Origin of the sequence: Micromonospora sp. NPDC052213, from assembly GCF_040679695.1 — a bacterium.
Classification (GTDB): domain Bacteria; phylum Actinomycetota; class Actinomycetes; order Mycobacteriales; family Micromonosporaceae; genus Micromonospora.
This window is the reverse complement of record NZ_JBFAVI010000078.1, coordinates 15,136-29,253: the sequence shown is the minus strand read 5'-3', so window position 1 is coordinate 29,253 and position 14,118 is coordinate 15,136. Positions and strand designations below refer to the sequence as shown.

Genomic DNA, 14,118 nt, shown 5'->3' with positions numbered 1-14,118 from the left:
GCCCCCGACCCGCCCCGGTCCCGCCCCGCGGTGGGGGGTGCAACCCGGGCCGCAGCTGCTCCGTGTGCCCCGCCCGCACCCTAGCCGCCGGGCGCGCCCGGAGCACTCGTCCTACCGCACGGCGTATGCCCGGATGAGGGTCTGCTCGACCTGGTTGCCGTTGGCGTCCCAGGCCTTGATGCGTACGGACACGAAACCGGTCTTCGGGTTGGTCAGCTTCACCGTGTAAGCGCCCTTGTCGGCGGTGACCGCCGCCGGTCGCCAGGTGGTGCCGTCGTCGTCGGAGACCGAGATCTGCACCCCCTGGATGGCGCCGGTCTTCGCCCCGTCCTGGGAGACGAGGTCCACGCCGAAGTGATGGCTGAGGCCACCACGAACCGTGTTCGCGGGGTCGGCACCGAAGTCGTACCGGGGCCACCACAGCGGCAGGGCCTGCTTTCCGTCGGTACGGCCGGACGTGAACGTCCACGCCGTGCTGACCGACGTCGCCAACGGTGACCAGCTGACCTGCGCGGTGTCGAGCGTGACCCGGTAGGTGGCCTCGTCCGGAGTCGTCGTGATCGGGCTGTTGGCCAGGAACCGGGCGCGCTGCGCGATCTGCTGTCCGTCACGGAAGACCTTCGCCGACGTACTGTCGCCGCGAGCCGCGAGGTAGGCGAAGTGCCCCTCACCGGAGTCACTGAACTCCTGCAGGTGCAGGGCCAGGGTGTCGCCGTCCCGGGTAGCGCTGGCGGCGCCCGGCGAGGCCGGACCACTGCCCGTACCGAGCCAGGTCTCGGTGCCCCCGTCGCCCGGGCGGTAGAACCGCGGCGAGTCGGTGTAGTTGTAGATGATGTTCGTCGGCTGCGCGAACGCCTTCTGCATCCACATGACGTCCTTCAGCGGCAGCCCGACGGCACCACCGGTGGAGTACCACTCCTGCCGGCGGGTCTGCGCCGGGAACCAGTCCACCACCTCGACGCTGACGGGGTAGTACCAGCGGTACCACGGCTGGGTGTCACCGATCAGCGTCCCCTTGGCGCCGTGGAAGGTGGTGTCGAAGATGGCGGAGTTGTCGCGGCTCACCTTGGCTACCGTGTTGGCGGAGATCTGTCCCGGCGTCGCGTGCACGATGTTGTAGACGTACGGGCTGGCGGCGATGCCGCGGAGTTTGATCACGGTCCGGCCGGCGGCGATCCGGCCGAGCAACGCCTGACCGTCGGCCTGGTTGAGGGTGTATGCGGGGATGGTGGTGCCGGTCATGCTGATAGGCCCGGGAATGATGCCTGGGAACGCGCCGGGCACGTCGTTGACGATGACGGCTGCCGCCGCGCCCGCGCTGGCTGCGGTGGCGATCTGGTCGGCGTACTTCAGTGCCCGGTCCCGGGTGATGACCGCGAGCCTGCCGGCGATGTCCGTGCGGCCGGCGACGTCCTCGGGACGTCCCGCGCCGATCGCCACCGCGACCAGATCCCGGTTTCCGTCCAGCCGAGCGGCGTTGAACACCTGCTGCAGCGGAATGCTGGCCGGCACGCCGCCGCGCCGCTCGTCGCCATCGTCGCCGGTGTCGTACGAGGCCCGGATCATCGGAGCGTATCGGCGCTCGCTGGTGATCGGTTCGAAGTACCCGATGGTGACCGGCGCGGTCGGGATCATGTAGACGTGCTTCCAGATCTGGTTCGCCTTGCCCTGGAAGTTGACGACGGCGTTGCCGTTGGTGGCCTGCCGCATGTAGCCGACCTTGTAGCCGATCGGCTCCGACTCCTCCGGGGTCTCGAACCGGACCTCCTGCCCCTGCCGGGCGTCGATGGTGATCGTCGTGTCGGCACTGATGACCATCTCGGGATTTCCGCCCATGGTCTCGTCCGTCAGGTACACGCCGCCCTCGTCGAGGGTGTCGATGAAGGCCATGACCGAGTAGCGACCGGGCGGGAGCGGGAACGTGGCGGTGCCCTGCTGCGAGGTGTAGGCGCCGGCGTACAGGCCGCTGTCGAGGTCGAAGACGTCGATTTCGCTGCCGAACGCTGCGGGAGCGCCGTCACGGCCGATCAGGTTGACGGTCAACGTGCGACTCAGCGTCGTCCTGGTCGCGCCGACCGTGACCTGGACCGTGGCTCCGTCGCCAGCGGCGGCGGTGATCACTGCCGTGTAGTCGCCCCGAGGTGCGCTGCCACCGGGGTTGAACGTCACCGGCACCTCAGCCCGGGCACCCGCCGGGACTGTGACGCTGGTGGCGCCGAGGGTGAACACCCCGTCGGGAGCGGCCGCGCCGTTCTCTCCGGTCGCGGTCAGCGACAGCGAGAGAGTGAGCGGCGCGTCGGTGGGGTTGACGAACCCGGCCTTCTTGACCACGGGCGCGGCGTCCTCCGATATCGCGCCCACGCTGACCACGGCCGGGCTGCCGTAGAAGGTGCTGGCACCGGCCCTGGCGAGGTCGACCCGCCCGCCACCCTGCTGGAAGGCGGTGTACGCCTTGCTGCGGTTCGCGGTGCTGATCAGCACCTGCTTGAGGCGGTCCGCTGACCAGTCGGGGTGGCGTTGCTTGAGCAGCGCGGCGGCTCCGGCGACATGCGGTGTGGCCATGGAGGTGCCGTTGGCGGCGGTGTAGTTGGCGTCGACAACGGTGCCCATGGAGGTGCCGGCGGCCCGGGCGGCCACGATCCCCACGCCCGGCGCGGTGATCTCCGGCTTGACCGCGTTGTCACCCGCGCGCGGCCCGCGGCTGGAGAAGCTCGCCAGGTCGTCGCTCTTGTTCACCGCGCCCACGGTCAGGGCCGCGTCGGCGGCGCCGGGGGCCCCGATCGTCTTCTTGCCCGGACCGGTGTTTCCCGCCGCGATGACGAACAGCGCACCGGTCTCGGCGGTGAGGTCGTCAACCGCCTGGCTCAACGGGTCCTGGCCGTCGCTCGGCGCGTCGGAGCCGAGGCTCATGCTGATCACGTCGGCGCCCTGGGCGGCGGCCCACTGCATGCCGCCGATGATCCAGGACTGCTGGCCCGTGCCCGCGTTGTTGAGCACCTTGCCGATGAGCAGGTCCGCCCCTGGGGCGACACCCTTGTACTTCCCGCCCGAGGCGGCACCGGTGCCGGCGATCGTCGAGGCCACGTGCGTGCCATGTCCGTGACCGTCTCCCGCGTCCGGGTCGCTGGTGAAGTTCTTCACCTGCGACAACCGCGACGCCACATCCGGGTGGGCCTGGTCGACGCCGGTGTCCAGGACCGCGACCTTCATCCCCTTGCCGTCGTAGCCGGCAGCCCACTGCGACGGCGCCCCGATCTGCGGCACGCTCTGGTCCAGCACCGCTCGCACCGGCTTGTCGAGCCACAACTTGCTGATGCCGTCGGCCAGCTTCGGGGCCGTCGTCGCCGCCGGGCTGTCGTCGTCGACCGCTTCCCAGAACGTCGCCGCCGACTTCTTCGTCGCGTTGAACGCGACCGCGTCCGCGCTGGGCAGGACAGCGGTACGGGCCGCACCGGCCGGGGTCCGGACCTGCTTCAACGCCTTCTCGGACTTGGCCGGAGCACCCGCGTAGGTCGCGATCAACGGCACTGACCCTCGCCGCGCGTCGTCGTACCCGTACTCCACGAGCTTGCTGACGTTGAACAGCTCACGGTCGAGCTGGTCGGCGGCGAGGTAGGGGTCCGCCTCGTCCGGGATGACGTAGACATCACCGTCGACCTGGAGCGTACGCACGTTGGGCGCGATGCCGCCCGGACCTGGCTCGACCGTGGCGTCCTGGCGACCACTGGCGAGGGTCTGGACCACGACGGTCTGCCCGGTGACCAGGGTGATCTTGCGGGTTGTCACGATCGGGTCCGCGGAACCCGAGGCGGGTCGAATGCCGTCGGATGTGGCTGGGTCAGCGGACGCGGTGGCCGGGCCGGCGACCGAGCCGGCCAGGACACCGACGGCGAGCGCAGCCGTCAGGCGCCGGGGCCACCGCGGCCCGGGAGACAGGGGGATGGTTCGCACGGGCGACCACCTTTCCACGAGGGTGCGGGATGAGGACCTACAGGGCTTCGTAGCCGTCGTCGTACGGGGGAACGCTGTCCACGCCGACGGTGGGCTGCGGCGGCGTGGTGGACGGCGCGGAAGCCCGGGACTGCTCAGGCTGCTGGTCCGGCTCGTCCGACAGCCGGACGGGTGGTGTTTCCATGGCAGCCGAGTGTTGTTGCCGTACTCGTCACCGGACGACTGGGCAGATGACCCAACTTTGCCGCCGCGCACCCCACGTTCCGGCGGGAACCTGTCCCCCGGCCCGACGGCCGTGTCACAGTGCGTGCCTGTGGATCAACTTCATGCCGGGTCGTTGGAAGCGCTGGGTCTGCGGCCGGATGAGGCTCGGGTCTACGCCGCCGTGGCGCCGGCGCGTACCGTCTCACGCACCGACCTCTACTCAGTGGTCGGGTTGCCGTCGCCGGAGGTGGAGACGGCACTCTCCGGGCTCGTCGCAGCCGGGCTGCTGGCCGTCGACGACGACGAACCCGATGCGGTCACGGCAGCTCCACCCGATCTCGCGGGCGAGGTTCTGCTGTTGCGCCGCTTGCGGGAACTCCACGAGGCCCGGGCCGTGCTGCAACAACTGGCGCTCGGCTACCGCACCGCTCCCCGGCAACGCGACCAGTCCGACATCGTCGAGTTCATTCCCGGTCATGCGGTCACCCAACGCTTCGAGCAGATCCAGCGGCGGGCCCGCGACGAGGTAATGATCATCGACGCCCCGCCGTACCTGGACCCCGTCCCGATCAACCACACCCAGGAGACGCAGCTCGCCGCCGGAGTGCGCTACCGGACCATCTACGACCGACGCGGCCTGGAGGACCACGGCGGCCTGGAGCAGGCACGACGCTACGTGGCACTCGGCGAGCAGGCCCGGATGCTCGACCGCGCGCCGACCAAGCTCGCCATCGTCGACCGCGAGTACGCGCTGATGCCCGTCAGCCATGACCAACTCGCGACCCGGGACGGGATGGTGCTCATATACCAGTCTCCGCTGCTCGACACCCTCGTGGCGTACTTCGACATGCTGTGGTTGCACGCGCTGCCGCTGGAGACGTCCGGGGACGCGACGTTGTCCGACGAGGACGCCGTCCTGCTGACGCTGCTGCTCACCGGGTTCACCGACGAAGCGATCGCACGGCAGCTCGGCCTCGGGCGCCGCACCGTCGTACGTCGCGTCAAGGCGCTCATGGACCGGGCCGGTGTCGCCTCTCGGATGCAGCTGGGCTGGCAGGCGGGTCAACTGGGCTGGGTCACCGCCTCATGGCGGGCCAATGGATCGCGCCTGCCCGGCACGTCAGCGCCGAAAGGCGACGCGGAGTAGGCAGATCGTGTCTCATCTGCGCCAATGGCTCGGTCATGCCACCGGTTCATATTGATAGCTCCCGATCATGCGGGCGAGCATCTCGATCACCTGATTCGATGCTCTGAAGGGAGCGAGATGCGTCCACGTAGAAGCCGGCCCAGAGGCTGGCTCGCCGGCATCGCCGGCATCACGCTGTCGCTGGCCGCGGCTACCGTGCCCGCCAGTGCCGCGCCGACGGCAACTGCCTCGCCGCCGCCTGTGCTCGGCACCGGCGCGGGGACCAGCACCACCGTCACGCTGGTGACCGGCGACCGGGTCACCGTCAGCACCGGCGCCGACGGTCGCACGTCGGTGACGGCGGAGCCCGCCGACGGCAACGAGTCGCTGTTCCACACCGAGACCGCACCCGACGGCGACCTGTACGTCTACCCGCAGCAGGCGCTCGGCGGCGTCGCGTCCGGCCTGCTGGACAAGGCGCTGTTCAACGTCACCGACCTGGTCGCCCAGGAATACGACGACGCCCACACCGACCGCCTGCCGGTGATCGTCTCCTACGGCGACCGGCCGGCGGCCGGCCCGCTGTCGGCCCGCGCGGACGCGCTGCCGGCCAGCGACGCGACCATGGCCCTGCCCCGGATCGGCGCGAGCGGCGTGACGGTGGCCAAGAAGGACGCCGGCCGCTTCTTCACCGCGCTCGACCCCAACCGCACCGCCAAGGCGCTCCGGGCGCCGGGCAGGGCGGTGACGAAGGTCTGGCTCGACAGCAAGGTCCACGCCACCCTCGACACCAGTGTGCCGCTGATGGGCGCACCAGCCGCCTGGCAGTCCGGCTACGACGGCAAGGGCGTCAAGGTCGCCGTCCTCGACACCGGCATCGACCCCAACCACCCCGACGTCGCCGGCCGAATCGCCAGCTCCCAGAGCTTCGTACCCGGCGAGACGGCAGTCGACGGGCAGGGACACGGCACCCACGTCGCGGCCACCATCGCCGGCACCGGCGCGGCCGCGGGCGGTGGCCGTAAGGGAGTCGCTCCCGGCGCGGACCTGGTCGTCGGCAAGGTGCTGAGCAACGCGGGCTCGGGCCAGGCTTCGTGGATCATCGCGGGCATGGAATGGGCCGTCGCCCAGAACGCCAAGGTCGTCAGCATGAGTCTCGGCGGTGCGACGAGCACGCCGGCCGACGCCATGACGGAGGCCGTCGACCGACTGAGCGCCGAGTCCGGCGCGCTGTTCGTGATCGCTGCCGGCAACGCCGGGCCGGGCGACACGACCGTCTCCACCCCCGGTACGGCAGACAGCGCACTGACGGTCGGCGCGTTCGACAAGAGCGACAAGCTCGCCGGCTTCTCCAGCCGGGGCCCACGCGTCATCGACGGGGCGATCAAACCCGAGGTCACCGCGCCCGGCGTCGCCATCGTCGCGGCTCGGGCCGCCGGCACCTCGATGGGCACCCCGGTTGACGCCCACTACACCGCCGCGAGCGGCACCTCGATGGCGACGCCGCACGTCGCCGGCGCCGCGGCGATCATGGCGCAGCGTTACCCGACCTGGACCGGCCGACAGATCAAGGACGCCCTCGCCAGCAGCGCCAAGACCGCACCCGGCTACAACGTCTACCAGCAGGGCACCGGCCGGGTCGACCTCACCCGGGCCCTCGGCAGCACCATCGTCGCCCCGGCGACCGCCGACTTCGGCGCCGTCGAGCACGCCGAGGTTCCGACGCCTCCGGTGACCCGTACGGTGACGTACACCAACAACGGCGCCTCGGACGTCACCCTCGACCTCGCCCTCAACCTCGACCGGGGCGACGCGGTGCCCGCCGGTGCCGTCACCCTGTCGGCGCAGCAGGTCACCGTCCCCGCCGACGGGCAGGCGTCGGTGACGATCGCCGTTGACCCGACGGTCGGCGGAATCGGCCGGTACAACGGCTACCTGACCGCGACCAGCGGCGACACGACCGTCGCCACCGCGGTCGGCTACGTCAAGGCGCCGCCGACCGACGACCTCACGATCATCGTCAAGGACCGCTACGGCCGGACGCCGAAGACCGCCCGGCTGCTCATCACCGACATGGTCACCGGGCAGAAGCTGGGCTGGGGGCAGGTCCTGCTGGGCCAGGACCGGTACACCGCCAAGGTGCCCTCCGGGCGCTACAGCGTGCAGGCGCTGGTGACGACCGCCGAGCCGATCGGTGGGGCGGAGAAGGCCATCGACTTCTACACCGAGCCGGAGCTCGAGGTGGCCGGGGACCTGACCCACACGATCGACACCCGGCAGGCCAAGGACATCGAGCCCGTCATCGCCGACGAGACCCGGCCGCTGGACGACTCCTGGTTCTCGCTGACCCTCCAGCGACTCGGCAGCAACGGCGGCGTGTCGCTGGTCGGGGTCTTCGGGGTGTCCGGCGACGACGAGACGAGCCTCGGGCTCGTCCCGTCGGCTCGGCCGGTCAACGGCACGGTACGCCTGTCGGCCGCGATCGGCCTGCGTGAACCGCTGGTACAGACCGAAATCGTCCGGCCGGAGCCGATGACGATACGGACGATCTCGCCGTCGTGGGGCTGCGGTTCGACGGCACCCGGCGGCTGTCGGCCGTCGACGTCGGCACCGGGCAACCAGCCGACTACACCGGCAAGGACGTGACCGGCAAGCTCGTCGTGGCACGCTCCTCGGCGTTCAGCGTCGGCACGCTGGTCCGTACCGCCGTCGAGAAGGGCGCGGCCGGACTGCTGGTCACCCGGGACACCCCCGGCGCGACCCAAGTCCTCCACAACACCGGCGTGACGATCCCGGTCGTCGCCGCCACCTACGAGGACGGGCAGGCGCTGCTCGACCAGCTGGCCCGCGGTCCGGTCACCGTGGCGCTCAACGGACGCAGCGAGAGCCGGTACGCCTACACGGTCCCGCTGAACTTCGACGGCGTCCTGCCGGCCGACCCGACCGTACGGACCCAGAAGGCCGACTACGCCGAGCTGCGCAACGAGTTCCACAGCGACGTGACCGACCGGCTCGCCAACGAGATCATGCACAGTTGGCTGCCCTGGGAGGCGGGCTCGTTCCGCACCGCGCACTACGTCAAGGCTCCCGCCGCGCGCAGCGACTACGTGCTGGCGGCGGATCGGCGCTACTCGCAGAACATCGGCTCGGTCCTCGTCGGCGCGCCGTACATGAGTGAGCCGACCAGGTCGTACCGGGCCGGAGAGCGGGTGTCGCGGGACTGGTGGCGGGGACCGGCCCACCCGGGCACCGCCGGCACGGCGTGTTCCTACTGCCGCACCGACACGAAGATGACCTTCGCCGCGTCGCCGTTCGCCGACTCGGACCCCAGCCACAGCGCCGGCGGCGGAGGGGTGACGGCCTCGGCCGCACGCTACTACCGCGACGGGGAGCAGATCGCCAAGACGGCCGATCTGTTGGTCGCGGAACCGGCCACCTATCGACTCGAATGGGACCTCACCCGCAAACTCGGCCCGGGTATCGAACTCGGCACCCACAGCCGCACCGCGTGGACCTTCCGCTCCCAGGCGCCGACCGGGCCCGGCGGGCCGGGCTGCACGGCGCAGTTCCCGGGGGCGGCGGCCTGCGCGGCGCTGCCGGTGATCCTGGTCGGCTACGACGTTCCGGTCGACGGGCGCAACCGGGCCCCCAGCGGGGAATCCTTCGAGTTCACGGTGACCACCAAGCGGGCCGCCGGGTACAGCGGATCGGCGAGCGTGGCCGGCCTGAAGGTCTGGACCTCCGTTGACGGGGGCGGCTCATGGCAGGCCGCACAGCACGTCGGCCTGGCGGGGGACGGGCGGCACGAGGTGACCGTTCGCCATCCCAAGCTCGACGACACGGACGGCTACGTCGCCCTGAAGATCGAGACCTGGGACGCCGCCGGTAACCGCACCACGCAGGAGATCACGCGGGCGTACGCCCTGCGCTGAGGTGACCGGCTCGCCGGTGAGCAGTCCTCCGAGCGGTACCGGGGACGCTCACCGGCGATCCGGTTTGCGGCGTCTATTGGGCTGGCAGGCGCGGCAGTGCTGGCCGGGCCTCCGCTCGAACCGAGCAGTGCGGGATGGTTGACGGTCTGTGCCGAGGCGCAGGACCTGGCCGCCGACTTCGGCGGCACCAGCAGCGCAAACGACCGGGTCCGATCAAGGCCCGCAGAGCGCCCCTCACTACGACGATCATGGCAACGCAGCGAGATGGGAAGCGGCCCGGGGCCACATCGCCCCGGGCCGCTCCCTCACGCCGGTCCAGCGCACCGCGTACGCCCTGATCAGGGTTTGCTCCACCGCGTTGCCGCGGTCGTCCTGGGCCCTGATCCGCAGTGATACGAATCCGGAATCCGGGTTGCGGACACCGACCTGGAAGCCTCCGTCCTCCGGCTCCACGATCGTGCCGCGCCAGGTGGCGCCGCCGTCGTACGAGGCCAGCACCTCGACGGTCTTCACCGTGCCGACGGAAGAGCGTGTGCGGCAACGGTCGTGGCCTCGTCGGCATCGATCAGTATCAGGTCCCGGTCGAGGCGAATCAGCTCACCCTCGGTGTGCAGGTACGCCGACGGGCTGCGTGGTGCCAGTTCAGGTTCCAGGGCGTGCCGCGCCGCGTGCAGGGTCACCCGGAGACTGCGCAGCGTCGCCTCGTACGGCATGTCCGGCCACAGCGCCTCCATGGCCTGGTCGCGGTGCAGGCACCGGTACGCCGCCAGTGCTCAACCGCGGACCGGCCACCTTCCCGCTCGACCCGGAACCCGCCGAGCAGGTGGATGCGCAGCCGGTGGGGGCACGCGGCTGCCGGATCCGCCGGCTGAGCTGCCCCTGACATGCGCGACACCCTATCCACGCTGCGGCAACCCCGGCCTGCTGGGGCGTGGGTCACCCACCTCGTGACCTGGTGCCACGCTCCGCCGCAGCCATCCCGGCCTGGTCCCCGCTGTGCCGGGGTGGGACACCGGCCGGATGAGCTTCCGGCACCGGGTGCCCCGGCCGGAACCGATCCGGCCGGGGCACGCAAGGGTCCTCCTACCGTACGGCGTACGCCCGAATGAGCGTCTGCTCGACCTGGTTGCTGTTGGCGTCCCACGCCTTGATGCGTACGGACACGAAACCGGTCTTCGGGTTGCGCACCTCAACCTGGTAACCGTCCTCCTCGGACTCGACCGTCGCCGGACGCCAGGTGACGCCGTCGTCGTCCGAGACCGAGACCTCCACACCACGAATCTCACCGATCTTCGCCCCGGGCTGGGACACCAGGTCCAGGCCGAAGTGGTGCGTACGGTCACCGCGTACGGTGTTCGCCAGGTCGGTACGGAAGTCGTATCGAGGCCACAACAGCGGCAGCGCCTCCGGCCCGTTGGCCGTGTTGGCGGACTTGAACGTCCACGCCGTGCTGACCGAGGTGGCCAACGGCGACCGGGTGCTCTGCGTGTCCAGCGTCACCCGATAGGTCGCCTCCTCCGGGATGGTCGTGATCGGCCCGAATTGGGTTAACTGCATACCCTGGTGAATCTGCTGCCCATTGCGGTAGACCTTGGACGACACCTTGTCACCAGGGGCAAAGAGCCAGGCGAAGTGGCCCTCGCCCGAGTCGCTGGTGTCCTGGATGTGCAGCGCCAGCTTGTCACCGTCGCGAGTAGCGCTGGCGGCCGACGGCGAGGCCGGTCCGCTGCCCGCGCCCAGCCAGGTCTCGGTGCCCCGCTCACCCGGCTTGTGGGCACGCAGTATGTCCATGTAGCTGTAAAGGCTGCCCGCGACTGGGTACGCCGACTGCATCCAGAGGATGTCCGCCGGCGGCAGCCCGCTGTCTCGGGCAACGGTGAGCCACTCCTGCCGGCGGGTCTGCGCCGGGAACCAGTCCGGGATCTGGATCGCGGTATTACTCCAGCGCGGGAAATATGTCTGGGTCTCCCCGACCATCGTCCCCTTGGCACCGTGGAAGACGGTGTCGTAGATGGCGGAGTTGTCGCTGGTCAACTTGACCACCCGGCTGGTGGGGATCTGCCCCGGCGACGTGTACACCGCGTTGTAGACGACCGGGCTGACAGCGACGCCACGTAGCTTGATCACCGTCTTGCCGGCGGCGATCCGGGCAAGCAGAGCCTGTCCCTCGGGCTGGGCCAGGGTGTACGCCGGAATGGCGGTGCCGGTGATGCTGGGCCCTGGAACGCTCTGTATGAAGGCACCGGGCATGTCGTTGACGATGACGGCAGCCGCCGCGCCGGCGCTGGCCGCGGTCGCGACCTGGTCGGCGACCTTCAGCGTCCGGTCCCGAGTGATGACGGCGAGCTTGCCGGCGATGTCCGTACGACCGGCGACGTCCTCGGGACGCCCGGCACCGATCGCCACCGCGGTCAGCTTCCGGTGCCCGTCCAGCCGGGCGGCGTTGCCCACCTGGTAAAGGGGGATGCTGGCACCCGGGCGGCCCCGACGGCCGTCGCGTTCGTCGCGTTCGTCGTACGAGGCCTGGATCACCGGGGCATACCGACGCTGTCCGACGACCAGCTCGAATTCACCAACGGTGACGGGCGCGGTCGGGATGACGTAGATGTGCTTCCAGATCGGGCTCGTCCTGCCGATGGTGTTGGACATGCCCCTGGCGCCGGCGCCCTTCCGCATGTAGCCGACCTTGTAGCCGTTCGGGTCGGACTGCTCCGGGGTCTCGAACCGGATCTCCTGGCCCTGCCGGCCATCGATGGTCAGGGACATGTCGCCCGCGACAGTCAGTTCCGGGTTTCCACCAAAGACCGCGTCTTCGGTGAACAGACCGCCCGCGTCCGGCGTCTCGATGGAGGTCATGACCGAGTAGCGGCCCGGCGGGATCGCGAGCGTGGCGATGCCGTCGCGGGTGTAGGCGGAGAAGTACTGGCCGGTGTCGAGATTGAAGGCGTCGATCTCGCTCGGCGCTGGGAGAGCGCCGTCGCGGCCGATCGCCGTCACGGTCAGCTTGTGGGTGGGCACCGTCTTGGTGGCACCGACCGTGACCCGGGCCGTGGTCCCATCACTGGCGACAGCGGTGATCACGGCGGTGAAGTCACCCGGAAGCGAGGGACCCGACGCGGTGAACGTCACCGGCACCTCGGTCCGGGCACCCGCCGCCACGGTGACGGTGGTGGACCCGAGGGTGAACATCTCAGCCGGTGCGGGATCACCGAACTCGTTCAGTCCCACGAGCGACAACGACAGCGTGATCGGAGCGTCCGTCGGGTTGACGAAGGCGGCCTGCCTGACCACCGGCGCATCGGTCGCCGAAACCGCACCGACGCTGACCACCGCCGGGCTGCCATAGAACGTGCTGGCACCGGCCTTGGGCACGTCGACCCGGCCACCGCCCTGCCAGTAAGCGCTGTACCTCTTCGTACGGTTCGCGGTGCCGACCAGCGTCTGCTTGATCCGGTCGGCCGTCCAGTCCGGGTGCTGCTGCTTGACCAGCGCGGCAGCTCCGGCCACGTGCGGCGCCGCCATCGAGGTGCCGCTCGCCGCCGTGTAGTTGGCGTCGACCACGCCGCCCATCGCGGTGCCAGCGGCCCGAGCCGCCACGATCCCCACCCCCGGGGCCGTAATCTCCGGCTTGACCGCGTTGTCACGCGGACGCGGACCCCGGCTGGAGAAACCCGCGATGACATCGGACTTGTCCACCGCACCAACGGTGAGAGCGGCGTCGGCGACGCCCGGCGACCCGATCGTCCGCTTACCCGGACCCGTGTTACCCGCCGAGATGACGAACAGCGCACCGGTCTCGGCGGTGAGCTGGTTGACCGCCGTGCTCATCGGATCCCGGTCGTCACCCGGCGTGTTCGACCCCAGGCTCATGTTGATCACATCGGCGCCCTGGGCGGCAGCCCACTGCATACCACCGATGATCCACGACTCCTGCCCCGTGCCCGCATTGCTAAGCACCTTGCCGATCAGCAGATCGGCACCCGGGGCGACACCCTTGTGCTTGCCACCCGAAGCAGCGCCAGACCCGGCGATCGTCGATGCGACGTGTGTGCCGTGGCCATGACCGTCTTGCGCGCTCTCATCAGCGGTGAAGTTCTTCACCTGCTTCAACCGCGACGCCACATCCGGGTGCGCCTGGTCGACGCCGGTGTCCAGGACGGCGACCTTCATGCCGGTGCCGTCGAAACCGGCAGCCCACTGCGACGGCGCACCGATCTGCGGCACGCTCTGCTCCAGCGCTACCTTCACCGGCTTGTCCAGCCACAACTTCTCGATGCCATTGGCCAGCTTCGGCTTGGTCGCGGCCGAGGCGCTGTCGTCGTCGACCGCTTCCCAGAACGTCGCCGCCGACTTCTTGGCCGCATCCAACGCGACCGCGTCCGCACTCGACAACACTGCCGTACGGGCAGCGCCAGCCGGAGTTTTGACCTGCTTCAACGCCTTCTCGGATTTGGCCGGAGCACCCGTGTACGTCGCGATCAGCGGCACCGAACCACGACTCGCGTCGTCGTACCCGTACTCCACCAACTTGCTGACGTTGAACAGCTCACGGTCGAGAAGGTCGTTGGCCAGGTAGGGGTCGGCCTCCTCCGGAATGACGTACACGTCACCGTCGACCTCCAGCGTACGCACGCTGGACGTGACCCCGTCCGGGCCAGGCTCGACGATGGCGTTCTGATAGCCGCTGCTGAGCGTTTGGACAGTAATGGTCCGCCCCGTCACCAAGGTGATCTGGTGGGAGTCGACGACTCTGGGGGACGGCTGGGCCCGGGCCGGTTCGGGGGGACTCGCGGTCGCGGGGCCGGCGAGTGAGCCGGCCAGAACGCCGACGGCGAACACCGCTGTCAGGCGTCGGGGCCACTGCGGCCCGGGAGACGGGGAGTTGGTTCGCACGGGGCGACCACC

8 protein-coding genes are annotated in these 14,118 nt (G+C 70.2%); 3 read left to right on the top strand and 5 right to left on the bottom strand.

Translation table 11 applies throughout. From position 1 onward, the window contains the following. Nucleotides 1–111: 111 nt before the first annotated feature. Together AB0L34_RS19495 and AB0L34_RS19490 are read right to left on the bottom strand one after the other, a co-directional pair. Nucleotides 112–3,786 (bottom strand): S8 family serine peptidase, encoded by a 3,675-nt coding sequence (locus AB0L34_RS19495; protein WP_363705748.1) that lies wholly within the window; start codon nucleotides 3,784–3,786, stop codon nucleotides 112–114. A gap of 202 nt (nucleotides 3,787–3,988) precedes the next feature. Then, nucleotides 3,989–4,135 carry a hypothetical protein gene (locus AB0L34_RS19490; RefSeq protein ID WP_363705747.1) on the bottom strand — a complete coding sequence of 49 codons (147 nt, stop codon included), beginning with the start codon at nucleotides 4,133–4,135 and terminating at the stop codon, nucleotides 3,989–3,991. 129 nt (nucleotides 4,136–4,264) lie between these two features. Between AB0L34_RS19490 and AB0L34_RS19485 the strand changes: the two genes are divergently transcribed. The 3 genes from AB0L34_RS19485 (at nucleotide 4,265) to AB0L34_RS19475 (ending at nucleotide 9,213) form a co-directional block, all read left to right on the top strand. Then, a complete protein-coding gene (locus AB0L34_RS19485; protein ID WP_363705746.1) occupies nucleotides 4,265–5,302 on the top strand; it encodes a helix-turn-helix domain-containing protein in 1,038 nt (345 codons plus the stop codon). A gap of 117 nt (nucleotides 5,303–5,419) precedes the next feature. Beyond that, entirely contained in the window at nucleotides 5,420–7,927 is a 2,508-nt protein-coding gene (locus AB0L34_RS19480; protein ID WP_363705745.1) for a S8 family serine peptidase, read from the top strand. Continuing rightward, a complete protein-coding gene (locus tag AB0L34_RS19475) occupies nucleotides 7,840–9,213 on the top strand; it encodes a PA domain-containing protein (RefSeq protein ID WP_363705744.1) in 1,374 nt (457 codons plus the stop codon). The genes AB0L34_RS19480 and AB0L34_RS19475 overlap by 88 nt, the downstream gene beginning before the upstream one ends. Before the next feature lie 246 nt (nucleotides 9,214–9,459). On the opposite strand, the gene AB0L34_RS19470 is transcribed toward AB0L34_RS19475, so the two are convergent. The 3 genes from AB0L34_RS19470 to AB0L34_RS19460 form a co-directional block, all read right to left on the bottom strand. After that, nucleotides 9,460–9,726: a hypothetical protein gene (locus AB0L34_RS19470; protein WP_363705743.1), complete on the bottom strand. Its 267-nt coding sequence runs from the start codon at nucleotides 9,724–9,726 to the stop codon at nucleotides 9,460–9,462. Next, nucleotides 9,723–9,947 (bottom strand): hypothetical protein, encoded by a 225-nt coding sequence (locus AB0L34_RS19465; protein ID WP_363705742.1) that lies wholly within the window; start codon nucleotides 9,945–9,947, stop codon nucleotides 9,723–9,725. The genes AB0L34_RS19470 and AB0L34_RS19465 overlap by 4 nt, the downstream gene beginning before the upstream one ends. A 349-nt stretch (nucleotides 9,948–10,296) precedes the next feature. Next, entirely contained in the window at nucleotides 10,297–14,052 is a 3,756-nt protein-coding gene (locus tag AB0L34_RS19460; RefSeq protein ID WP_363705741.1) for a S8 family serine peptidase, read from the bottom strand. Nucleotides 14,053–14,118: the final 66 nt, after the last annotated feature.

Coding starts and splice junctions, on each gene's coding strand:
- AB0L34_RS19490 (WP_363705747.1), bottom strand. CDS start 4,135: ATGGAAACACCACCCGTCCGGCTGTCGGACGAGCCGGACCAGCAGCCT.
- AB0L34_RS19480 (WP_363705745.1), top strand. CDS start 5,420: ATGCGTCCACGTAGAAGCCGGCCCAGAGGCTGGCTCGCCGGCATCGCC.
- AB0L34_RS19465 (WP_363705742.1), bottom strand. CDS start 9,947: ATGGAGGCGCTGTGGCCGGACATGCCGTACGAGGCGACGCTGCGCAGT.